Raw genomic sequence first — 23,401 nt, 5'->3', positions numbered from 1 at the left:
TGAAAAGAATGAATTATTATAACGAGGATATTATGCACATTACCTACGATCTCCCGGTAACGATTGAAGATATTCAGGACGCCAGAAAACGACTGGCAGGAAAAGTATATAAAACCGGCATGCCGCGCTCGAATTATCTCAGCGAACGCTGTAAGGGCGAAATATTCCTGAAGTTTGAGAACATGCAGCGTACCGGCTCGTTTAAGATCCGCGGCGCGTTTAACAAATTAAGCTCGCTGACCGATGCCGAGAAACGCAAAGGCGTTGTCGCCTGCTCCGCGGGAAACCACGCGCAGGGTGTGTCCCTCTCCTGCGCCATGCTTGGCATCGACGGCAAAGTGGTGATGCCGATGGGCGCGCCGAAGTCTAAAGTGGCCGCGACGCGCGACTACTCGGCGGAAGTTGTGCTGCACGGCGAGAACTTCAACGACACCATCGCCAAAGTCAGCGAAATCGTCGAGATGGAAGGGCGTATTTTTATTCCGCCGTACGATGACGCCAAAGTGATTGCCGGGCAGGGCACCATCGGTCTGGAAATTCTCGAAGATTTGTACGATGTGGATAACGTCATTGTGCCTATCGGCGGCGGCGGATTAATTGCCGGGATTGCGACGGCAATTAAATCCATCAACCCCACCATTAATATCATCGGCGTGCAGTCAGAAAATGTTCACGGCATGGCGGCATCGTACCAGGCCGGGGAAATAATGAGCCATCGCGTTACCGGCACGCTGGCCGACGGCTGTGATGTTTCTCGTCCCGGTAATTTACCGTTCGAAATTGTTCGCGAGCTGGTTGATGACATTGTGCTGGTCAGCGAAGACAACATTCGCGACAGCATGATTGCCCTTATTCAGCGAAATAAAGTGGTGACGGAAGGTGCCGGCGCGCTGGCCTGTGCCGCGTTATTAAGCGGCAAGCTCGATCGCTATATTCAGGGCCGTAAAACCGTCTGCATTATTTCCGGCGGCAATATCGACCTCTCCCGCGTTTCCCAAATTACCGGCTTCGTTGACGCATAAAGGTGACCTATGAGCAACACAGAAAGCATTATCGTTGGTCAGACAAAAACGTCCTCCTGGCGTAAGTCTGATACCACCTGGACACTTGGCCTGTTTGGTACCGCCATTGGCGCAGGCGTGCTGTTCTTCCCCATTCGCGCAGGCTTTGGTGGATTGATCCCTATCCTGCTGATGCTGGTTCTCGCGTTTCCGATTGCGTTTTACTGCCACCGCGCGCTGGCGCGTTTGTGCCTCTCCGGCAGCAACGTCTCCGGCAACATCACCGAAACGGTGGAAGAGCACTTTGGTAAGACCGGTGGGGTGGTCATCACGTTCCTCTACTTCTTCGCCATTTGCCCGCTGCTGTGGATTTATGGCGTCACCATTACCAACACCTTTATGACCTTCTGGGAAAACCAGCTCCAGCTGCCCGCGCTGAATCGCGGCGTCGTGGCGCTGTTCCTGCTGCTGCTGATGGCCTTTGTTATCTGGTTTGGTAAAGACCTGATGGTGAAGGTCATGAGCTTCCTGGTGTTTCCGTTTATCGCCAGCCTGGTGCTGATTTCCCTGTCGCTGATCCCTTACTGGAACTCGGCGGTGATCGACCAGGTCAACCTGAGCGATATCGCCTTTACCGGTCATGACGGCATTCTGGTCACCGTGTGGCTGGGTATCTCCATCATGGTCTTCTCCTTTAACTTCTCGCCTATCGTCTCCTCGTTTGTGGTCTCCAAGCGCGAAGAGTATGAGCCGGAGTTCGGGAAAGAGTTTACCGAGCAGAAATGTTCCAAAATCATCGGTCGCGCCAGCCTGCTGATGGTGGCCGTGGTAATGTTCTTCGCCTTTAGCTGCCTGTTTACGCTCTCTCCGCAGAACATGGCGGACGCCAAGGCGCAGAACATTCCGGTGCTCTCCTACCTGGCGAACCACTTTGCATCAATGTCTGGCACCAAATCGACGTTCGCAACGGTACTGGAATACGGTGCCTCCATCATCGCGCTGGTCGCTATCTTCAAATCCTTCTTCGGCCACTACCTGGGCACGCTTGAAGGGCTGAACGGTCTGATCCTTAAGTTCGGCTACAAGGGCGATAAGAAGAAAGTCTCTGTCGGCAAACTGAACACCATCAGCATGGTGTTCATCATGGGCTCCACCTGGGTAGTGGCCTACGCCAACCCGAACATTCTGGACCTTATTGAAGCCATGGGCGCACCAATCATCGCCTCTCTGCTGTGCCTGCTGCCGATGTATGCCATCCGCAAAGCGCCTGCGCTGGCGAAATACAAAGGGCGTACCGAGAACATCTTCGTTACCGCGGTCGGCCTGCTGACCATTCTGAATATCGTTTACAAACTGTTCTAACCCATTGCTCAGGAAGAGTGGAGTCACATGATGATTGAGTATCCGGTTGTACTGGTAATTAACTGCGGTTCGTCCTCCGTTAAGTTTTCGGTGCTCGACGCCAGAAGCTGCGATGCCCTGATGACGGGCATTGCAGATGGGATCAACACCGAGAAGGCCTTTATTTCCGTGAACGGGGGTGAGCCAGCCGGACTGGCTCATCAGGACTACGAAGGGGCGCTGGCTGCCATCGCCCTGGAGCTGGAGAAGCGTAACCTGATGAGCAGCGTGGCCTTAATTGGCCACCGCATTGCGCACGGCGGCGACCGCTTCAGCGAGTCGACCCTGATTACGGAAGAGGTGATCGCGCAGATCCGCCAGGTCTCCCCGCTGGCGCCGCTGCATAACTACGCCAACCTGAACGGCGTGGAAGCCGCAGAGCGTCTGTTCCCGGGCGTGCAGCAGGTGGCGGTATTTGATACCAGCTTCCACCAGACGCTGCCGCCGCAGGCCTATCTGTACGGTCTGCCGTACCGCTATTTTGAAGAGCTGGGCGTGCGCCGCTACGGCTTCCACGGCACCTCTCACCGCTACGTGGCCGCGCAGGCGCATACGCTTCTCGGGCTGTCCTCCGATGACAGCGGCCTGGTGATTGCCCATCTCGGGAACGGGGCGTCCATCTGCGCGGTGCGCAACGGCGAAAGCGTCGACACATCGATGGGGATGACGCCGCTGGAAGGGCTGGTTATGGGCACGCGCTGCGGCGACGTGGACTTCGGTGCGATGGCGTGGATTGCACACCAGACCGGGCAATCGTTTGAGGACCTGGAGCGCGTGGTTAATAAAGAGTCCGGGTTGCTGGGGATCTCCGGCATCTCGTCCGATTTACGCACGCTGGAGAAAGCCTGGCACGAAGGCAACGAGCGGGCGCAGCTGGCTATCCATACCTTCGTTCACCGCATTGCGCGACATATCGCCGGGCACGCGGCGTCGCTGCACCGCCTGGATGGGGTGGTCTTTACCGGCGGCATTGGCGAAAACTCGAAGCTTGTCCGCGCGCTGGTGGCGGAACATCTGAAAGTCTTCGGCATCATCCTCGACGACGCCAAAAATGCCCTGCCGGGCAGCGCGGGCGAGCGCGTGATCTCCACCGGGTCGTCCCGCGTGGCCTGCGCGGTGGTCCCTACCAACGAAGAAAAAATGATCGCGCTGGACGCCCTCCGTCTTGGGAAGGTTACCCCGGCTGCGGCTTACGCCTGATAAAGCGAGAAACACATGAAAGTAACAATCGATACGGGCGTCGCGCCCTACAGCGACGCGTGGGCCGGGTTTCGCGGTGAAGAATGGAAAAACACCGTCAACGTCCGCGATTTTATTCAGCATAACTACACCCCTTATGAAGGCGATGAAGCTTTCCTCGCGCAGGCGACGCCAGCAACGACGGCGCTGTGGCAGAAGGTAATGGTCGGCATTCGCCAGGAGAATGCCACCCACGCTCCGGTGGATTTTGACACCAACATTGCCACCACCATTACCGCCCACGGGCCGGGCTATATCGACCAGGATCTGGAGACGATCGTCGGCCTGCAAACCGATAAGCCGCTCAAGCGCGCGCTGCATCCGTACGGCGGGATCAACATGATCCGCAGCTCGTTCGAAGCCTATGGCCGGGAGATGGATCCGCAGTTCGAATACCTTTTTACCGATCTGCGCAAAACCCACAACCAGGGCGTGTTTGACGTCTACTCCCCGGAGATGATGCGCTGTCGTAAATCCGGCGTGCTGACTGGCTTGCCGGACGGCTACGGGCGCGGACGCATCATCGGTGACTATCGCCGCGTGGCGCTGTACGGGATCGCTTATCTGGTGCGCGAGCGTGAACTTCAGTTTGCGGATCTGCAGGGCAGGCTGGAGCGCGGAGAAGAACTGGAGGCGACGATCCGCCTGCGTGAAGAGCTTGCGGAGCACAGGCGTGCGCTGCTGCAGATCCAGCAGATGGCGGCGAACTATGGGTTTGATATCGCACGCCCGGCGATGAACGCCCAGGAAGCGGTGCAGTGGGTCTATTTTGCCTACCTTGCCGCGGTGAAATCCCAGAACGGCGGGGCGATGTCGCTGGGGCGCACGGCCTCGTTCCTCGATATCTACATTGAACGCGACATGCGGGCAGGACGCTTGAATGAAGTCCAGGTGCAGGAGCTGATCGACCACTTCATCATGAAGATCCGCATGGTGCGCTTCCTGCGCACGCCGGAGTTCGACACGCTCTTCTCCGGCGATCCTATCTGGGCGACGGAAGTGATCGGCGGCATGGGGCTGGACGGGCGCACGCTGGTGACCAAAAACAGCTTCCGCTATCTACATACCCTACACACCATGGGGCCTGCGCCGGAGCCGAACCTGACGATCCTCTGGTCTGAACAGCTGCCGATCGCGTTCAAGAAATACGCCGCGCAGGTGTCGATCGTCACCTCTTCTCTGCAGTACGAGAACGACGATCTGATGCGTGCGGACTTCAACAGCGACGACTACGCCATTGCCTGCTGCGTCAGCCCGATGGTGATCGGCAAGCAGATGCAGTTCTTTGGCGCGCGTGCCAACCTCGCTAAAACGCTGCTGTACGCGATCAACGGCGGGGTGGATGAGAAGCTGAAGATCCAGGTCGGCCCGAAAACCGAGCCGCTGCTGGACGACGTGCTGGATTACGACACCGTGATGGCGAGCCTCGATCACTTTATGGACTGGCTGGCGGTGCAGTACATCAGCGCCCTGAACCTCATTCACTACATGCATGATAAATACAGCTACGAAGCCTCGCTGATGGCGCTGCACGACCGGGACGTATACCGCACCATGGCCTGCGGCATTGCCGGGCTGTCGGTAGCCGCGGATTCCCTGTCGGCCATTAAATACGCCACGGTGAAGCCGGTGCGTGACCATACCGGTCTGGCAGTCGATTTCGTGATTGAAGGGGACTATCCGCAGTACGGCAACAACGACGATCGCGTGGACAGCATCGCCTGCGACCTGGTGGAGCGCTTTATGAAGAAAATTCAGGCGCTGCCAACCTACCGCAACGCGGTACCGACCCAGTCGATTCTGACCATCACCTCCAACGTGGTTTACGGCCAGAAGACCGGGAACACGCCGGACGGACGCCGCGGCGGCACGCCGTTTGCGCCTGGCGCGAACCCGATGCACGGTCGCGACAGAAAAGGGGCGGTGGCCTCGCTAACGTCGGTTGCCAAACTGCCGTTCACCTATGCGAAAGACGGGATCTCCTACACCTTCTCCATCGTGCCGCAGGCCCTGGGCAAGGACGAGCTGGTGCGCAAAACCAACCTCGTGGGGCTGCTGGACGGGTACTTCCATCACGAAGCGTCCATTGAGGGCGGGCAGCATCTGAACGTCAACGTTATGAACCGGGAAATGCTGCTTGATGCCATTGCGCATCCGGAGAATTACCCGAACCTGACGATCCGCGTTTCAGGCTATGCGGTGCGGTTTAATGCGCTGACGCGGGAGCAGCAGCAGGACGTGATTTCGCGAACGTTTACCCAATCCATCTAAACGCGAGTGCTCATGCCCCCTCAACGCAGGGGGCATTTTTTTGCCCGCTAAACATACAAAATTGTTTGTATAATTACTCACACATATTCATCCGCTCTTGAAAAACAATACGCCTGCTTTTCCCTATAACAGCATGTAAGGACAGTAAGATGATGAAAATGACCCGTATTGCGCTGGTCGCCGCCTCGCTGGCAGTGTGCAGTTTTACGGCACAGGCCGCGAACGTTGAGGCTGCCCCGTCTCCATCGCAGGATCCGCTGGTACAGCACCTGAAGCTCAGCAATGAGCAGGTTAAGAAAATTGCAGATCTGCATAAGCAGCTGGAACAAAATGTCAGCAAGATCCCGATGACAGGGGTGAAGGACGGCGCGCTGATCGACATGTTCCAGGCGGGTAAATGGGACGAAAGCACGGTGAAAAGCCAGCTTGTCGCCTTTAGCAAAATTGAAGAGCAGGCCCGCTATTACCGCGTGAAATATTACTTCGATGTCAGCCAGGTGTTGACGCCGGAACAGCGTAAGCAGATTAGAACCGATATGGCTAACGCGCTGGCAGAGTGATTCCGTACGTCGCGTAAGGCGCCGGATGATTCTGCCGTGGCTCGATCGGTTCCCTCTCCCATTGGGAGAGGGTTAGGGTGAGGGTATTCTCTAAACCGGCAAATCAATCAGCAGCGCGCGCAGCGGCGTATCCGCCACCAGGGTGATGTTCGCTTCATCACGAATAAACGCCCCGTCGCCGCAGGTGAGCGCTTCTTTCTCTTCCGTGTGCGTCACCGCATGTACCGTACCGTGAATAGACTGTAAATAGGCGCGCGGACCATGAAGCTGGAAGCTCGCCTGTTCACCTTTCTTCAGTTCGATATGGTGCAGCCACACCTGCTGGCGCAGCTGCAGGCTACCTTTACTGCCGTCCGGCGATGCAATCAGCTGCTGCTTATCGCCCGTTAAATCTAACTTCTGTACCAGCGGATTTTCACGCTCGGGGCAGGCGTCCAGCCACAGCTGCATACGGGTCAGCGTTTTATCTTTGCTGAGGTTATGTTCGCTGTAGCTGATGCCCGGCTGCGTGGAAATTAACAACGCTTCGCCAGCCTTTGCCTGGACATGATTGCCCTCGCTATCGCGGTATTCTGCCTCGCCTTCCAGGATCAGGTTCAGGATATCGACTTTCGGGTACGTACGCGGCTGGAAGGAAGCGCCCGGGGCGAGCACTTCCTGATTCAACACGCGCAGTGAAGCGTAACCGAGGAGTTTAGGGTCAAAGTAGTGTCCAAAGGAAAAGGTGTAGCGGGCCTGCAGCCAACCGAAATCGGCTTGTCCGCACTGTTTAGCTGTTCTTGTCGTAATCATAAACTTGACCTCTCTTTACACTAAAACAATGGTAAAGGTATGGACGCTGCATTGTTAGCCAGATATTCTGCCCGGTATGTTCAAATTTCCTGAATGAGAACGAGATGGCTAAAGAGAGAGCATTGACGCTTGAGGCGCTTCGCGTCATGGACGCGATTGACCGGCGCGGCAGTTTTGCGGCGGCGGCAGACGAGCTGGGGCGCGTTCCGTCTGCGCTAAGCTACACCATGCAGAAGCTGGAGGAAGAGCTGGACGTGGTGCTATTTGACCGCTCCGGTCATCGAACAAAATTCACCAACGTGGGGCGAATGCTGCTGGAGCGCGGCCGCGTGCTGCTGGAAGCGGCGGACAAGCTCACGACGGACGCCGAAGCGCTGGCGCGCGGCTGGGAAACCCATCTGACGTTAGTTACCGAAGCGCTGGTGCCGACAGAAGCGCTGTTCCCGCTGGTGGACCGCCTGGCGGCGAAGGCCAATACGCAGCTGTCAATCATCACCGAGGTGCTGGCAGGCGCGTGGGAACGTCTGGAAACGGGCAGGGCGGATATTGTGATTGCGCCGGACATGCACTTCCGTTCCTCATCGGAAATCAACTCGCGCAAGCTCTACAGCGTGATGAACGTCTATGTTGCTGCTCCCAATCACCCGATTCACCAGGAGCCGGAGCCGCTATCTGAAGTGACGCGCGTGAAGTATCGCGGCGTGGCGGTCGCGGATACCGCGCGTGAGCGTCCGGTGCTGACGGTGCAGCTGCTGGATAAACAGCCTCGTCTGACGGTCACCTCACTGGAAGACAAACGTCAGGCGCTGCTGGCCGGTCTGGGCGTGGCGACCATGCCGTACCCGTTTGTCGAAAAGGATATTGCTGAAGGGCGGCTGCGCGTAGTCAGCCCGGAATATAGCCACGAGGTGGATATCATTATGGCGTGGCGCCGTGACAGCATGGGCGAAGCCAAATCATGGTGTTTACGCGAAATTCCGAAGCTTTTCACGCAATACAATAAATAAAATCGTAATTGGCAGGCCCGGTAAGCGTAAGCGCCACCGGGCTTTTTTTATGCGCCGATCTTCGGATCCGGACCAAAGCGGTTTTCACCCGGCGTCCCGCTCTGGCAGTTGAAGATCAAAATCACGATCCAGCCAATAATCGGGATCAACAGCAGCAGTAGCCACCACGCTGAACGATCGGTGTCGTGCAGTCGACGGAACAGCACCGCCCACGATGGCAGCAAGACTAACAGGCCGTAAATGGTGGTCAGCACGCCTTCACCGCCAGCCCGCTCCCAGCCAAGAATTTTATCCACAATACCCAGCACCATAATGAGAATGAAGTTCACCAGAACGAACATCCAGTACTCTTTGCGGCGGGCACGGCCACCAAATCCAATGTAGTTACGCAGTACTTTTAAATACCAGTCCATTTTCCTTGCCTCATTAGTCAGTCAATCACTTGTTTTCTAAGCGATCGAGGTAAGGATAGATGGAGATTGTGAATTAAAAAAGGGCATCTGGTGATGCCCTTCGTATTTATCCAAATCGGACGTCGCGCCCGTGAGGTTCATCCAGATCCTGCCACGGCCCAATGGAGATAATGCCCGTCGGGTTGATGGTTTTGTGGCTGCGGAAATAGTGGGTGCGGATATGGTCGAAATCGACCGTGTCGGCAATACCCGGCATCTGGTAGATGTCGCGCAGGAAACCATGCAGGTTCAGGTAATCGCTGATGCGGTGCTTGTCGCACTTAAAGTGGGTGACATAGACCGGATCGAAGCGAACCAGCGTGGTCCACAGGCGAATGTCCGCTTCCGTCAGGCGATCGCCCGTCAGGTAGCGATGCTGGCCCAGGATCTGCTCGAGACGCTCAAGCGATTCAAACACCTTTCCGACCGCTTCGTCATACGCTTCCTGGCTGGTGGCGAAACCGGCCTTGTAGACACCGTTGTTGACGTTGTCGTAAATCCAGCTGTTCAGCTCGTCAATTTTCTCACGCAGCTCAGCCGGATAGTAATCTCCGGCACGGGCGCCGTGCGCGTCAAACGCGGTATTGAACATGCGGATGATTTCCGCAGACTCATTGCTGACAATCGTCTGGTTTTTCTTGTCCCACAGGACCGGCACGGTAACGCGCCCGGTGTAGTGAGGATCGGCGCGCAGATAGAGCTGGTAAAGGAAATCGTGGTGGTAAAGATCGTCGCCGGTCGCCGCGGGGAAATCACTGTCAAACGTCCAGCCGTTTTCCAGCATCAGCGGGTTCACGACCGAAACCGGAATTAAGGATTCGAGACCTTTAAGCTTACGCACAATCAGCGTGCGGTGTGCCCACGGGCAGGCAAGCGAAACATAAAGATGATAACGGTCTTTCTCAGCCGCGAAGCCGCCTTCGCCGCTCGGGCCTGGCGCGCCGTCGGCGGTCAGCCAGCTACGGAAGGCCGAAACTGAGCGCTTGAAGCGACCTCCGGTGGATTTGGTGTCATACCAGACATCCTGCCATACGCCGTCTACGAGTTGTCCCATTTTTTCTCCTCCGTCAGATAGCAAAAGCGAGGAGATGTCTCCTCGCTTTGTGTTCATTCAGTATAGCGTGCTTACCACTTCTTATTCAGAACGCGGTCGATGCTGTATGCGCCCGGGCCAGTGACGGCCAGCAGCAGGAAGCCACCCGCGATGGTCAGGTTTTTCATGAACATCAGAGAGTTCACACCTTCCGCAAAGTTGCTGTGGAAGATGAACGCCGTCAGCACGGTGAAGCCTGCGGTAAACAGCGCGGTGGTACGGGTCAGGAAGCCGAACAGTACCGCCAGGCCGCCGCCGAACTCAAGAAGAATGGTCAGCGGCAGCAGGAACCCCGGAACGCCCATGGCTTCCATATACTGCTGGGTACCCGCATAACCGGTGATTTTTCCCCAACCTGCCACGATGAACAGAATTGGCATCAGAATACGCGCGACCAGTACACCAACATCTTCTAATTTTTTCATTTTACTCTCCAGGAAACCACATGAGCGGCTGAACATTATTTGTCTGCAATTCCGGGTAGATACCGCGGCGTTGCTGTCGATGGAGAGGATAATAAACGGGGAGGGTGGTAATTGTTAGCAAGGAAAACTGTCAATCTTCTTCAAAGATATTGAGTAAGGGGCGTGCGCGCTGGAGCCCTTATCCCAACCCTCTCCCATAGGGAGAGGGCGCAAAAACAAAAAACGGTAACCAGGGTTACCGTTTTGCTTTTATCACCGCAGCTGCTGCTGCCGCAACGTGGCTTTCACCAGACGCCAGGCGCTCCAGGCGCCGAATCCACGACGAGCCCAGCGGATCAGCATATTCGGATGACGAACGGACCAGATAGCCATCACGCTGCTGCCGACCAGCGCCCATGAACGCAGGCTCAGGACGGTATTCCAGCCCCGGTCAAACCGTCGCGTCGCGTCAATCCAGTCCCGACGACTGGCTGACAGATCCAGCCGTTGCTGCTGGATCTGGCTTAACAGGTACGCTTTTCGCTTTTGACGTTCGGCTTTATCGCTCAAGGCTAGTCATCCTCCAGCAGAGCTCGATCGTTCGCCAGCTCCTGACGCGTATGGCGCAGGAAAGTGGACTTACGCGCTTTACGTAGCGTCCAGATACCGCCTATCAACGCGGCGACCAGCAGAACGACGGTGGTGGCAATCATCGCGTTAAGACGATACTGCGGATCGATGGCCCAGATGATTAACACCATCAGGCTCATCAGACCAAACGCGGCGAAGAGCATGGTCAGCCCGAGCATCAGCAGCATCTGGAAGAGGTTCGCTTTCTCCTCTTCCAGCTCGACCACTGCGAGCCGGACGCGCGTTTCGGCAATCCCGACCAGCGTCGTTAAAATACGCTGGCCGATGCCGAGGACGTTGTTAGCAGGCCCTTGTGCGTGACGAGGATCTTCCATATCAACGACGCGTCAGAAGGACACCCAGTACCACACCCACTGCGGCACCAATCCCTACACCCGTCCATGGATTATCACGCACATATTCGTCCGCGCGGGCAGCCGCTTCGCGGGTCTGTTTCGCCAGTGCATCACCGGTTTCACCCAGGCGATAGCGGCTCTCTTTCAGCGCCTGCTCCGCCTTGCTGCGCAGCTTGCTGACCTCTTCTTTTGACTTGTCAGCAGAGGAGTTCAGCACCTCTTCAAGGGTATCGGCCAGGGATTTCAGTTCAGCGCGCAGATGTTCAGACGTCGTATCTTTTGACATGATTCTCTCTCCTGTTGAGATTTCCGTTAACTCAATAATCGCGAGCTTCCAGCGCTTTCAGGTCGTCCTGCGCTTCTTTCAACTTCTTCTCGCGCTTAGCAATTTTTTCCGCATCTCCTTTCTCTTTCGCTTCCTGCAGGTCGCGACGGCGCTCGGCTATCTCGTCCTTCTGTTCAGCGATTTTCTTCTTGTGGTCGGCACGAAGCTTGCTGTCTGAACAGTTCGCTTTCACTTCGCTCAGCGCTTTTTTAAGACCATCAACACGGTGCTGATTGTTATGCTTTTCGGCATAACCGATCTCACGCTGAATATCCTGTTCTTTCTCCTGACAGAGAGAGTTTGCGAAGGATGCTGTGCTTAAAGAAAAAAGGGCCAGAGCCAGAGTCATGCGGAATTTCATTATCGAAACCTTCCATTGTGTTGCGGCGTTCGCCGCTATCCAAAGTTATGCGGAGTACATTGAGGGGTGCTCCGCGTACTTAAGCATAGTAAGTAAACGGGGGATTCACCAAAGTGAGTGAAAAGATTCGGAATCCTGGAAGTTATCCAAACCGATGCGACGTATCGCGAATCAATGACAGCCAGGCTGCAGGCTGGCTGTCATCTTCCTGCTGGGCAATGATATACCCGTGCGGCAGCGTACGATCGAGAACCACTTTCGCGGCGGCACTTTGCGCACGGGAATCAAACTTGATCAGTAAAACATCGTCCTGCGGGGTAATGCTCTTAAAGCGGATCCCGTTCGCATCCAGATGATGCCAGACAGAAAAACCGTCAGGCACGCTGGCGCCCTGGTTTACCGGGCGGATGGCCAGCGTCGATTCCTGATGCGAAAGCGCGCTCCATGCCAGCAGCATGGCGCTGAGGACGATCAGCGTAATCACGGCAAAGGCAAAACGGCGCAGGGCGAGCGGTGAGATAGCCATCGTTAGCCTCTGGCTCCGTATTTCTTCTTCCACAGGACAACCAGTGAGCCAATCAGGCCGAAGACCAGCAGTACCACAGGCAGCAGCATCAGGCAGGACATCAGCTGGTCTTCATATTTCATAAAGACCGGCGTTTTACCCAGCGCATAGCCGAGCGTCGTCAGAATAAGCACCCATAGCAAGCCGCTCATCCAGTTAAAGAACTGGAAGCGCGCGCTGCTCAACCCCGACAGACCGGCAATGGTCGGCAGCAGGGTGCGAACAAAGGCGATAAAGCGGCCAATCAGCAGCGCGGAAAGCCCGTGCTTGTGGAACAGGTGGTGCGCCCGCTGGTGATAATGCGCGGGAAGGTGAGAGAGCCAGTTCTGGACGATCCGGGTATTGCCCAGCCATCTTCCCTGGATATAGCTCACCCAGCAGCCGAGACTGGCCGCCACGGTCAGTAATAAAATGGTGTGTGGAAACGCCATCGCCCCTTTGGCACACAGCACGCCGACAAGCACCAGCAAACTGTCACCGGGCAGGAAGGCAGCAGGCAGCAAACCGTTCTCAAGGAACAGGATCATAAACAAGACGAAATAGAGCATGCCAATCATGGAAGGGTTGGCCAGCGTTTCAAAATCCTGCGCCCAGAGGGCATGCAGCAGTTGGGTCAAAAGTTCCATTCAGTGTTCCTGGAAATCGGTTAACGTCACGCCTGTTATCCGGGACAAACAGCACGGCGACGTTGTTGTGATTTCATTATGGTCGCTCGCGGACACATTGCGGTGTGGCCAACACTGTTCCCTGTTAATTGGCTGGTTAGCAAGCACTAACTTACAAAATAAGGAATTGAATCCAATTGTAACAAAGCCCAACGTTCTGCGTCACAGAATTTGCAGGGTTGAGTTGATTTTGGCGTAAGCCCAGGAAGTGAGCGAGGGGATTTACAAAGGCTGACACTATATATGTTTTGCTTACTCCTGTAAGCCGGAAGGCGCGACGTAGCGCCTGCCAGCAGAAAGGTCATCTATTTTGCGGCACTGGAAGCCGTATCGAGATGAACAACCGGATTATCGGCAAAAAGATAGCGGTCAGCGTTAAATTCGAAGTCATCGCTGGTTTCGTTGAACAGCATCTGCTTGGTGTTTTCCAGGTGCTGCCACATCGCCAGCTTAGCGGCATGCGGATCTTTACGAATCAGCGCCTTAAGGATTTGGTCATGATCGTCGCACCAGTTGTCGACGGTACGGGAATCGATATGGTCGTGCAGTTTTTTCCAGTACGGGTTGTGAACGCGCTGAGTCCACATTTTTTCAACAATTGCCGCCAGCGCCGTATTTTGGGTTGCCAGAGCGACCTGAACGTGGAACTGCAGATCCCACTCTGAATCGCGGAAACATTTTTCCTTACGGGCATTCTCCTGGATCTCCATCAGCTTCATGATGTCCTGCTTGGTCACCTGCGTCGCCGCAAACTCAGCAATATTGCTTTCAATCAGCTGGCGAGCCTGGAGCAGCTCGAACGGGCCATAGCTGGCGAATTCCAGACTTTCGTCCGCGACGGGAGAGTGTTTCGGCAGATTAGAAATCACGTGAATGCCGGAGCCTTTGCGTACCTCAACGTAGCCTTCCACTTCCAGCATGATAATTGCTTCACGCACCACGGTGCGGCTGACGCTTTTTTCATCCGCGATAAAGCGCTCGGCGGGAAGTTTATCACCGACAAGATAGACCCCTTGCTCGATGCGATCTTTCAGCTCCGCAGCAAGTTGTTGATATAAACGACGTGGTTCGGTGATTTCCATATGCGCTCCAGGCAGGGTACGGCAGATGATTTGTTATACCACTTTTGCATGCCACTCTCCAGATTTTGCCATTAAAAAAGCCGCCCGGAGGCGGCTTAGTTGAAACGTATTTTCGCTAACTCTGCGTAGCCGGTTTGCCGAGCGACTCCTTCGCCAGCTCTTCTGCCGATTTGCTTTTCAGCACCGTCCAGATAACCACTGCACCCATCAGGTCAAAGATCGCCAGCACCGCGAACAGCGGGCTGAAGCCGATGGTATCCGCCAGCGCGCCGACCACCAGTGCAAACATGGTGCTCGCGGTCCAGGCGGCCATGCCGGTCAGACCGTTGGCGGTTGCCACTTCGTTACGACCGAAAACGTCAGACGAGAGCGTAATCAGCGCGCCGGACAGGGACTGGTGCGCAAAACCACCGATGCACAGCAGGGCAATGGCGACGTACGGGCTGGTGAACAGGCCGATCATGCCTGGGCCAATCATCAGCAGCGCGCCCATGGTGACGACCAACTTACGGGAAACAATCAGGTTCACTCCAAACCAGCGCTGGAACAGCGGTGGCAGGTAGCCGCCCACGATACAGCCCAGGTCAGCGAACAGCATTGGCATCCAGGCGAACATCGCGATCTCTTTCAGGTTAAAGCCGTATACTTTAAACATGAACAAGGGGATCCACGCGTTAAAGGTACCCCAGGCCGGTTCAGCCAGGAAGCGCGGCAGGGCGATCCCCCAGAACTGACGGGTGCCCAGGATCTGCCAGACGGTCATTTTTTTGCCGTTGTTGGTCTGATGCTGCGCTTCCTGACCGCCAATGATGTATTCACGTTCTTCTTCAGACAGTTTTTTCTGATCGCGCGGGTGTTTGTAGAAAACCAACCACGCCATCGCCCAGGCAAAGCTCAGCACGCCAGAGATGATGAACGCCATCTGCCAGCTGTGCATCACGATCGCCCACACCACCAGCGGCGGCGCTATCATCGCCCCGATGGACGAGCCCACGTTGAAGTAGCCGACGGCAATGGAACGCTCTTTCGCCGGGAACCACTCGGAGCTGGCCTTCAGACCCGCCGGGATCATCGCGGCTTCAGCCGCACCGACCGCACCGCGCGCCAGCGCCAGCCCACCCCAGCTTCCTGCCAGCGCGGTTGCGCCGCAGAACACCGCCCAGGCGATGGCGAAGAAGGCATAACCGATTTTGGTACCGAGAATATCCAGCACATAGCCCGCAACAGGCTGCATGATGGTATAAGCCGCGGAATAGGCGGCAATGATGTAGGAGTATTGCTGTGTGGAGATATGCAGCTCTTCCATCAACGTTGGCGCTGCTGCTGCCACGGTGTTACGCGTCAGGTAGCCCAGCACGGTGCCTAACGTCACCAGTGCGATCATATACCAACGTAACCCTTTAATTTTACGCATCTAAAACCTCATCGTTATGTTATTTCCGCGCCAGAGCACGGCAACCTCTCAACCGTTTCCGGGAGCAGTTGTGTAACGGGAGGGGCGTAGCCGGAAGTATGTCCCGGAACGGCCCGAACCTTGCCATAAGTAAGCGTGCATAAGTCGGTATCCGTACCGTTAAACCCGATGTCTCTCACACCGGTAATGCATTCCGTCGGCTGAGTGTTTGCGACGGCGAAAAGATAACTTGTCATACAACTTTAAAAGGTGAGTGACATCACAAATGTATGATTCTTTATGGGGACATTAATCGTTGCGCGCAAAGCCAGTACTGGCGGGGGTTACAGAAGGGTTTACCCCATTAAGGGTAATTTATTTGTTGACGTTTATTGATCTCACTCACGAAAAAAGCTTCGGCGGGTGGAAATTGGTGTGATAACTTTGCAGCATATGAACATACGCTTTCTGCGCTCCCGTAATGAGGAAGACGATAATGACGCCGTTTATGACCGAAGATTTTCTGTTAGATACCGAATTTGCTCGCCGCCTGTACCACGACTACGCAAAAGACCAGCCGATTTTCGACTACCACTGCCATTTACCGCCGCAGCAGGTTGCCGAAAATTATCGCTTCAAAAACCTGTATGACATCTGGCTGAAGGGTGACCACTACAAATGGCGAGCCATGCGCACCAACGGCGTGGCTGAGCGCCTGTGTACCGGCGATGCGACCGACCGCGAGAAGTTTGACGCCTGGGCGGCGACCGTTCCGCACACCATCGGCAACCCGCTCTATCACTGGACCCATCTTGAGCTCCGCCGTCCGTTTGGCATCACCGGCAAGTTGCTTTCCCCAACGACCGCGGATGAAATCTGGGATCGCTGCAATGCGCTGCTGGCGCAGGATAACTTCTCCGCGCGCGGCATCATGAAGCAGATGAACGTGAAGATGGTGGGCACCACCGACGATCCGATCGACTCCCTGGAGCATCATGCCGTTGTCGCGAAAGACACCTCTTTCGATATCAAAGTGCTGCCAAGCTGGCGCCCGGACAAAGCCTTCAACATTGAGCAGGCCACCTTCACCGACTACATGGCGAAGCTGGCGGAAGTGTCGGATACCGACATCCGTCGTTTCGCCGATCTACAAACCGCGCTGACCAAGCGTCTGGATCACTTCGCGGCGCACGGCTGTAAAGTCGCAGACCACGCGCTGGACGTGGTGCTGTTTGCGGAATCAAACGAAGCAGAGCTGGACAGCATTCTGGCGCGTCGTCTCTCCGGCGAAGGCCTGAGCGAGCACGAAGTGGCGCAGTTTAAAACGGCGGTACTGGTGTTCCTCGGTGCGGAATACGCGCGTCGCGGCTGGGTACAGCAGTACCATATCGGCGCGCTGCGCAATAACAACCAGCGCCAGTTTAAGCTACTGGGCGCGGATGTGGGCTTCGACTCCATCAACGACCGTCCGCTGGCAGAAGAGCTGTCTAAACTGCTGAGCAAACAGAACGAACAAAACCTGCTGCCAAAAACCATCCTGTACTGCCTGAACCCGCGCGATAACGAAGTGCTGGGTACCATGGTCGGCAACTTCCAGGGCGAAGGGATGCCGGGCAAGATGCAGTTCGGTTCCGGCTGGTGGTTCAACGATCAGAAAGACGGCATGGAGCGTCAAATGACGCAGCTGGCGCAGCTGGGTCTGCTAAGCCGCTTTGTCGGCATGCTGACCGACAGCCGCAGCTTCCTGTCTTATACCCGTCATGAATATTTCCGCCGCATTCTGTGCCAGATGATTGGCCGCTGGGTGCACGCAGGCGAAGCGCCAGCGGATATCCAGCTGCTGGGCGAAATGGTGAGAAACATCTGCTTTAACAATGCGCGTGACTACTTCGCCATTGAACTGAACTAAGGCCGTTTGAGGTTGATATGCAATACATCAAAATCCATTCGCTGGATAACGTGGCCGTCGCGCTGACGGATCTCGGTGAAGGCGACGTGGTGACCGTTGATAACCAGAGCGTCACCCTGCGTCAGGCGATCGTTCGTGGACACAAGTTTGCTCTGATCCCCATAGCGAAAGGGGAGAACGTGGTGAAGTACGGTTTGCCCATCGGCCATGCGCTGGCGGATATTGCGCCGGGTGAATACATCCACTCCCACAATACCCGCACTAATCTGAGCGATCTGGACGAGTACAGCTATCAACCTGATTTACCCGCAGAAGAACGTCAGGCGGCGGATCGTGAGGTGCAGATCTACCGTCGCGCCAGCGGCGACGTGGGGATCCGCAACGAGCTGTGGATCCTCCCGACCGTCGGCTGCGTGAACGGGATTGCGCGTCAGATCCAGACGCGCTTCCTGAAAGAGACCAACAATGCTGAAGGCACTGACGGGGTGCATCTGTTCAGCCACACCTACGGCTGTTCCCAGCTCGGTGACGACCACATTAACACCCGCACCATGCTGCAAAACATGGTGCGCCACCCGAACGCGGGGGCGGTGCTGGTGATTGGCCTGGGCTGCGAGAACAATCAGGTGGACGCCTTCCGCGATACGCTCGGTGAGTTTGACCCTGAGCGCGTGCATTTTATGGTGTGTCAGCATCAGGACGACGAAGTGGAAGCGGGCGTTGAACAGCTTCACCAGCTTTATGAGGTGATGCGTCACGACAGGCGCGAGCCGGGCAAGCTGAGCGAGCTGAAGTTTGGGCTGGAGTGCGGCGGGTCTGATGGCCTTTCCGGCATTACCGCTAACCCGATGCTGGGCCGCTTCTCGGATTACGTGATTGCCAACGGCGGCACGACGGTGCTGACCGAAGTGCCGGAAATGTTCGGCGCGGAGCGTATTCTGATGAGCCACTGCCGCGACGAAGAGACGTTTGAGAAAACCGTCACCATGGTGAACGACTTCAAGCAGTACTTCATCGCCCACAACCAGCCCATTTATGAGAACCCGTCGCCGGGTAACAAAGCGGGCGGGATCACCACGCTGGAAGAGAAATCCCTCGGCTGCACCCAGAAAGCGGGCGCGAGCCAGGTGGTCGACGTGCTGCGCTACGGCGAGCGCCTGAAAACCCACGGTCTGAACCTGCTGAGCGCACCGGGCAACGATGCGGTCGCCACCAGCGCGCTGGCGGGTGCCGGCTGTCATATGGTGCTGTTCAGTACCGGTCGCGGCACGCCGTACGGCGGTTTTGTGCCGACGGTGAAAATCGCCACCAACAGCGAGCTGGCGGCAAAGAAAAAGCACTGGATCGACTTTGATGCGGGCCAGCTGATTCACGGCAAAGCCATGCCGCAGCTACTGACGGAGTTCGTGGATACTATCGTGGAGTTTGCTAACGGCAAGCAGACCTGTAACGAGAAGAACGACTTCCGCGAGCTGGCGATCTTTAAGAGTGGTGTGACGCTTTAATCGGTGCGGCCTGATGCCCTCACCCTGACCCTCTCCCACGGGGAGAGGGTACAAACACTAAAAACGGCAACCTCAGGGTTGCCGTTTTGCTGTTAGCCTCGCAGGGCGTTCTTCGCTAAACGCGCGTCTTCCGCCTGACAGGCCGCTGCGGTAAACAGCACGTCGGTAGAGGAGTTCAGCGCGGTTTCGCAGGAGTCCTGCAGCACGCCGATGATAAAGCCGACGGCCACAACCTGCATCGCAATCTCGTTCGGGATGCCGAACATATTACACGCCAGCGGGATCAGCAGCAGCGAACCGCCGGCCACGCCGGATGCGCCACAGGCACACAGCGACGCCACCACGCTCAGCAGCAGCGCGGTTGGCAGATCCACCGGAATGCCCAGCGTATGCACCGCCGCCAGAGTCAGCACGGTAATGGTGATTGCCGCGCCCGCCATGTTCACGGTTGCACCCAGCGGGATCGACACGGAGTAGGTATCGCGGTCCAGGTTCAGCTTCTCCGCCAGCGCCATGTTAACCGGAATGTTCGCCGCAGAGCTGCGGGTGAAGAAGGCATACACGCCGCTCTCGCGCAGGCAGGTCAGCACCAGCGGATACGGGTTGCGGCGGATCTGCCAGAACACCAGCAGCGGGTTGATCACCAGCGCCACCAGCAGCATACAGCCGACCAGCACAACCAGCAGCTGCGCGTAGCCCCACAGCGCGTCGAAACCGGTGGTTGCCAGCGTTGAAGAAACCAGACCAAAGATCCCGATTGGCGCAAAGCGAATCACCAGCTTCACCATAAAGGTCACGGCGTTGGACAGATCGTTGACCAGGTTTTTCGTGGTGTCGTTACCGTGACGTAGCGCGAAGCCCAGACCAATCGCCCAGACCAGGATGCCAATGTAGTTTCCGCTCATCAGCGCGGTGATGGGGTTAGAAACCATGCTCATCAGCAGGCCGCGAAGCACTTCGACAATGCCGGATGGCGGCGTGATGTCACCGGCCGCGCTGGTCAGGTGCAGCGTGGAAGGGAACAGGAAGCTAAACACCACGGCCGTTAAGGCAGCCGAGAAGGTTCCCAGCAGATACAGGAACAGAATGGGGCGAATGTTGGTTTTTTGTCCGTGCTGATGGTTGGCAATCGACGCCATGACCAGCATCAGAACCAGTACCGGTGCGACGGCCTTCAGGGCGCCCACGAAAAGGGTGCCGAGCAGCCCCGTTGCCTCCGCAGCAGGTTTTGACACCATGGCCAGCAGAATACCCAGCACCAGTCCTACCAGAATTTGTTTAACCAGGCTTCCCTGCGCCAGGCGCGCAAAAAGACCCGTCGATTGTGTGCTCATACATTATTCCTGAGTGAAATTGCGTTCCATTCCGAATGTGCTCTTAGTCACATTTATGTCCGGATGTAAGTAAATGTTTGCCTGGTCGAGTATAGAGAATGCGCGAAAGGAGGGAAGCGTAAAATGCTGGATTTTACGTGTTGCATCATATTTTTTAACTACTACGTTACAGAAGTGTGTTCACCCTCTCCCTGTGGGAGAGGGCGGGGTGAGGGCATCAGCCCGCACCGAACGTTTTACTCCACCTGCTGCTTCTTATCGTGCTGGCGGTTAACCCAGGTATTGATAATCAGCGTCACGATCAGAATGCCAAACACCACGCCTAGCGAAATGGCGATTGGGATATGGTAGAAATCGACGATCAGCATCTTGATACCGATAAACACCAGAATCACCGACAGACCGTACTTCAGCATCGAGAAGCGCTCCGCCGCACCCGCCAGCAGGAAGTACATCGCACGCAGGCCGAGGATGGCGAACAGGTTTGAGGTCAGGACGATGAACGGGTCGGTGGTCACCGCGAAGATCGCCGGAATACTGTCTACCGCGAAAATCACGTCGCTCAGCTCAACCAGAATCAACACCAGCAGCAGCGGCGTGGCAAACAGCAGACCGTTCTGGCGCACGAAGAAGTGCTCGCTCTCGATCTTGTCGGTCATGCGCAGATGGCCGCGGATCCACTTCACCAGCGGGCGATCGCCAATCGCGGAGCCGTCCTCTTTCGCCAGCGCCATTTTGACTCCGGTGAACAGCAGGAACGCGCCGAAGACGTACAGCAGCCATTCGAACTGGGTAATCAGCCAGCTGCCGGCGAAGATCATGATGGTACGCAGAACAATCGCGCCCAGCACGCCGTAGACCAGCACGCGGCGCTGCAGGGCCGCAGGCACGGCGAAGTAGCTGAACAGCATCAGCCAGACGAAGACGTTATCGACCGCCAGGGCTTTTTCAATCAGATAACCGGTGAGGAAGGCGAGTGCCTGAGGATCGGCCACCGCCCGGCCTTCGGTCGAGGCCAGATACCACCAGAAGGCAGCACAGAACAGCAGGGAAAGGGTAACCCACACCAGAGACCAGGCGGCGGCCTGCTTCATGGTCATGCCGTGTGCGCCGCGACGCCCCTGCAAAAAGAGGTCGATCGCCAGCATGATGAGCACGACAACCGCGAATCCGCCCCACAACATTGGAGTGCCGACAGAATGCATACTATTTTCCTTACACATAAAAAACAAAAACGGCCATGGTCAGAAGACGATAGCCGTTAGCTTTTTATGCATAGACCTCGCCTTCCGGCAAGGTCTCACTTACAACCACGAGGGTTGCCCGGCGACCGGATGCGGTATTACACGCATCGTAATGACGATCCACCGACGAAGAAGTTACTCCCCTTTGCAGGTAACAAAATATGTCAGACCATTGATTTCGTCAATGGTCTGCGCCGTTTCATTACACAGCTTTACGCGATAGCTTCCGCGCTCACGCCGTCTGCCGGGAACACCACGCCGGTCTGGCGGCGGATCTCCGTTTGCAGTTTCGCCGTGGTGCGGCTCACCGCGAGACCCGGGTGATTCACTTCGTTGTCTTCCACCAGACGGGCAAAGACCTCTGCCTCATAGAGCATAGTGTTAATATGCTGAGGCTGCGTCAGTTCCTGCGCTTTACCGCCGCGCGGCACCACGCTCACTTTCTGGCATTCGGAGATCTTCTCGATAACCAGCGAGCCGGCTTCGCCCTGAATCTCGCTTGGCAGTACGGAATCACTGACTTTGGAGTGCTGCAGCGTGACGCTGAAGTCACCGTAATCCAGCACCGCTACACCGTGCGCATCCACGCCGCTCTCCAGCAGGCTGGCGGTGGCGCTGACGCCGTGCGGTTCGCCCCACAGGGCCACGGCAGAGGCCAGGCAATAGAAACCGATATCCATAATCGAGCCGTTCGAGAAGGCCGGATTAAAGGTGTTCGGGTTCTCGCCGTCCAGATAACGCTGATAGCGCGACGAGTACTGGCAGTAGTTGATAAAGGCTTTACGCACTTTGCCAATTTTCGGCAGAGACTGCTGCAGCAGCAGGAAATTCGGCAGGCTGGCGGTTTTGAACGCTTCGAACAGCACCACCTGGTTTTCGCGGGCAAGCGCAATGGCCGCTTCCACTTCCTGGATATTTGACGCCAGCGGCTTCTCGCAAATCACATGCTTTTTATGGCTGAGGAACAGCTTCGTTTGCGGGAAGTGCAGGGAGTTCGGGCTGGCGATATACACCGCATCAATGGCGTCGCTTTGCGCCATGTCATCAAGCGAAGTGAAGAGATGTTCAACGAGGTAGTCGTTGGCAAAACTCTGCGCCTGCTCGAGGCTGCGGGAATAGACTGCGGTAAGCTTAAGTTTGCCGGTTTCGTGGGCGGCGTCGACGAACTGGCGCGTGATCCAGTTCGTACCAATGACTGCGAAACGTATCATAAACGTTTACGTACTCCGTAGCGGGGAACCTTTAGCCACTGTAGCACGTCATCATGACAATTCGCGTGCGCTATTCCGCATTACCATTTAACGATAAATGCGTAAGCCACAAGCGGGTATCAAACTCCAGCTGGTGGTACTGCGGCTCCATGTGGCAGCACAGGGAATAGAACGCTTTATCGTGCTCTTTCTCCTTCAGGTGCGCCAGCTCGTGGACGACGATCATCCGCAGAAACGCCTCCGGCGCGTTACGGAAAACCGTCGCGACGCGGATTTCGGCCTTCGCTTTCAGCTTGCCGCCCTGTACGCGGGAGATGGCGGTGTGCAGGCCGAGCGCGTTTTTCAGCACGTGGATCTTGTTGTCGTACATCACCTTGTTGATCGGCGGCGCGCTCTTCAGATACCGGCTTTTCAGATCCTGCGTATACTGCCAGAGGGCCTTATCGGTCGCGAAATCGTGGGTGCCGGGATAGCGTTTTTCCAGCACCGCGCCGAGCTTCTGCTCGGCAATCAGGCTGCGAACCTGAGTCAGTAAATGCTCCGGATAGCCCTGGAGATAAGTAAGTTGGTTCATCAAAAGCCCAAATTAATGCGAAAACGG

Annotated in this window: 24 protein-coding genes; 8 read left to right on the top strand and 16 right to left on the bottom strand. The window is 56.4% G+C overall.

Translation table 11 applies throughout. The features are described 5' to 3' along the window. Positions 1–32: 32 nt before the first annotated feature. The 5 genes from tdcB (at position 33) to UTM25_RS12385 (ending at position 6,472) form a co-directional block, all read left to right on the top strand. Positions 33–1,022, top strand: a complete 990-nt coding sequence (tdcB, locus tag UTM25_RS12405) for a bifunctional threonine ammonia-lyase/L-serine ammonia-lyase TdcB (protein WP_045403593.1) — start codon at positions 33–35, stop codon at positions 1,020–1,022. A 9-nt stretch (positions 1,023–1,031) separates the two neighbouring features. Next, on the top strand, positions 1,032–2,363 hold the full coding sequence (gene tdcC, locus UTM25_RS12400) for a threonine/serine transporter TdcC (protein ID WP_023333551.1): 1,332 nt from the start codon (positions 1,032–1,034) through the stop codon (positions 2,361–2,363). 30 nt (positions 2,364–2,393) lie between these two features. Next, a complete protein-coding gene (gene tdcD, locus UTM25_RS12395) occupies positions 2,394–3,602 on the top strand; it encodes a propionate kinase (RefSeq protein WP_194401353.1) in 1,209 nt (402 codons plus the stop codon). Positions 3,603–3,617: 15 nt separating this feature from the next. After that, on the top strand, positions 3,618–5,912 hold the full coding sequence (pflB, locus tag UTM25_RS12390) for a formate C-acetyltransferase (RefSeq protein WP_194401300.1): 2,295 nt from the start codon (positions 3,618–3,620) through the stop codon (positions 5,910–5,912). Between the two features lie 149 nt (positions 5,913–6,061). Next, positions 6,062–6,472 carry a Spy/CpxP family protein refolding chaperone gene (locus tag UTM25_RS12385; protein WP_194401299.1) on the top strand — a complete coding sequence of 137 codons (411 nt, stop codon included), beginning with the start codon at positions 6,062–6,064 and terminating at the stop codon, positions 6,470–6,472. 90 nt (positions 6,473–6,562) lie between these two features. Here UTM25_RS12385 and UTM25_RS12380 read toward each other — a convergent pair whose 3' ends face one another. Further along, positions 6,563–7,264, bottom strand: a complete 702-nt coding sequence (locus tag UTM25_RS12380; RefSeq protein WP_023309295.1) for a pirin family protein — start codon at positions 7,262–7,264, stop codon at positions 6,563–6,565. Between the two features lie 104 nt (positions 7,265–7,368). On the opposite strand from UTM25_RS12380, the gene UTM25_RS12375 reads away from it, so the two are divergent. After that, complete coding sequence (locus UTM25_RS12375; protein WP_029739659.1) at positions 7,369–8,271, top strand: LysR family transcriptional regulator; 903 nt, start codon at positions 7,369–7,371, stop codon at positions 8,269–8,271. A 47-nt stretch (positions 8,272–8,318) separates the two neighbouring features. On the opposite strand, the gene UTM25_RS12370 is transcribed toward UTM25_RS12375, so the two are convergent. From UTM25_RS12370 to UTM25_RS12320, 11 genes are all read right to left on the bottom strand, one after another. Further along, positions 8,319–8,684, bottom strand: a complete 366-nt coding sequence (locus UTM25_RS12370; RefSeq protein ID WP_029739660.1) for a DUF805 domain-containing protein — start codon at positions 8,682–8,684, stop codon at positions 8,319–8,321. Between the two features lie 106 nt (positions 8,685–8,790). Continuing rightward, entirely contained in the window at positions 8,791–9,777 is a 987-nt protein-coding gene (locus tag UTM25_RS12365) for a glutathione S-transferase family protein (RefSeq protein WP_194401298.1), read from the bottom strand. Between the two features lie 71 nt (positions 9,778–9,848). Continuing rightward, positions 9,849–10,241 (bottom strand): DoxX family protein, encoded by a 393-nt coding sequence (locus UTM25_RS12360; protein WP_023309292.1) that lies wholly within the window; start codon positions 10,239–10,241, stop codon positions 9,849–9,851. A gap of 252 nt (positions 10,242–10,493) precedes the next feature. Beyond that, entirely contained in the window at positions 10,494–10,790 is a 297-nt protein-coding gene (locus UTM25_RS12355) for a YqjK-like family protein (RefSeq protein WP_039260464.1), read from the bottom strand. A 2-nt stretch (positions 10,791–10,792) separates the two neighbouring features. Then, positions 10,793–11,185, bottom strand: a complete 393-nt coding sequence (locus tag UTM25_RS12350) for a phage holin family protein (RefSeq protein ID WP_023333540.1) — start codon at positions 11,183–11,185, stop codon at positions 10,793–10,795. 1 nt (position 11,186) lies between these two features. Next, positions 11,187–11,492, bottom strand: a complete 306-nt coding sequence (locus tag UTM25_RS12345) for a DUF883 family protein (RefSeq protein ID WP_008503141.1) — start codon at positions 11,490–11,492, stop codon at positions 11,187–11,189. Between the two features lie 31 nt (positions 11,493–11,523). Continuing rightward, complete coding sequence (locus UTM25_RS12340) at positions 11,524–11,892, bottom strand: DUF1090 domain-containing protein (protein WP_023309291.1); 369 nt, start codon at positions 11,890–11,892, stop codon at positions 11,524–11,526. 142 nt (positions 11,893–12,034) lie between these two features. Continuing rightward, positions 12,035–12,418: an EnvZ/OmpR regulon moderator MzrA gene (mzrA, locus tag UTM25_RS12335; protein WP_194401297.1), complete on the bottom strand. Its 384-nt coding sequence runs from the start codon at positions 12,416–12,418 to the stop codon at positions 12,035–12,037. Between the two features lie 2 nt (positions 12,419–12,420). After that, positions 12,421–13,083, bottom strand: a complete 663-nt coding sequence (gene yqjA, locus UTM25_RS12330) for a DedA family general envelope maintenance protein YqjA (protein WP_023309289.1) — start codon at positions 13,081–13,083, stop codon at positions 12,421–12,423. A 344-nt stretch (positions 13,084–13,427) separates the two neighbouring features. After that, the gene (exuR, locus tag UTM25_RS12325) at positions 13,428–14,204 is read right to left on the bottom strand and encodes a transcriptional regulator ExuR (RefSeq protein ID WP_023309288.1); all 777 of its coding nucleotides are present in this window, start codon (positions 14,202–14,204) and stop codon (positions 13,428–13,430) included. A gap of 115 nt (positions 14,205–14,319) precedes the next feature. Then, positions 14,320–15,618 carry an MFS transporter gene (locus tag UTM25_RS12320; protein ID WP_194401296.1) on the bottom strand — a complete coding sequence of 433 codons (1,299 nt, stop codon included), beginning with the start codon at positions 15,616–15,618 and terminating at the stop codon, positions 14,320–14,322. A 475-nt stretch (positions 15,619–16,093) separates the two neighbouring features. On the opposite strand from UTM25_RS12320, the gene uxaC reads away from it, so the two are divergent. Then, positions 16,094–17,506, top strand: a complete 1,413-nt coding sequence (gene uxaC / locus UTM25_RS12315) for a glucuronate isomerase (RefSeq protein WP_194401295.1) — start codon at positions 16,094–16,096, stop codon at positions 17,504–17,506. A 17-nt stretch (positions 17,507–17,523) separates the two neighbouring features. Then, the gene (locus tag UTM25_RS12310; RefSeq protein WP_194401294.1) at positions 17,524–19,011 is read left to right on the top strand and encodes a UxaA family hydrolase; all 1,488 of its coding nucleotides are present in this window, start codon (positions 17,524–17,526) and stop codon (positions 19,009–19,011) included. Between the two features lie 92 nt (positions 19,012–19,103). Here the strand turns inward: UTM25_RS12310 and sstT are convergent, their stop codons facing one another. The 4 genes from sstT to UTM25_RS12290 all read right to left on the bottom strand — a co-directional run bounded on the left by sstT (position 19,104) and on the right by UTM25_RS12290 (position 23,374). Continuing rightward, positions 19,104–20,345, bottom strand: coding sequence for a serine/threonine transporter SstT (gene sstT / locus UTM25_RS12305; RefSeq protein WP_159514968.1), 1,242 nt, complete (start codon positions 20,343–20,345; stop codon positions 19,104–19,106). A gap of 236 nt (positions 20,346–20,581) precedes the next feature. Next, on the bottom strand, positions 20,582–21,550 hold the full coding sequence (locus UTM25_RS12300) for a TerC family protein (RefSeq protein WP_194401293.1): 969 nt from the start codon (positions 21,548–21,550) through the stop codon (positions 20,582–20,584). A gap of 251 nt (positions 21,551–21,801) precedes the next feature. Beyond that, positions 21,802–22,800, bottom strand: a complete 999-nt coding sequence (locus UTM25_RS12295) for a Gfo/Idh/MocA family protein (protein ID WP_194401292.1) — start codon at positions 22,798–22,800, stop codon at positions 21,802–21,804. Between the two features lie 70 nt (positions 22,801–22,870). After that, positions 22,871–23,374 carry a YgjP-like metallopeptidase domain-containing protein gene (locus UTM25_RS12290; RefSeq protein WP_023333531.1) on the bottom strand — a complete coding sequence of 168 codons (504 nt, stop codon included), beginning with the start codon at positions 23,372–23,374 and terminating at the stop codon, positions 22,871–22,873. Between the last annotated feature and the right edge of the window lie 27 nt (positions 23,375–23,401).

This window comes from Enterobacter sp. 61D5, assembly GCF_034107965.1.
Lineage (GTDB): Bacteria > Pseudomonadota > Gammaproteobacteria > Enterobacterales > Enterobacteriaceae > Enterobacter > Enterobacter cloacae_M.
Note: the sequence above shows the minus strand (reverse complement) of the source record. Positions and strands in the feature narration are given on the sequence as shown.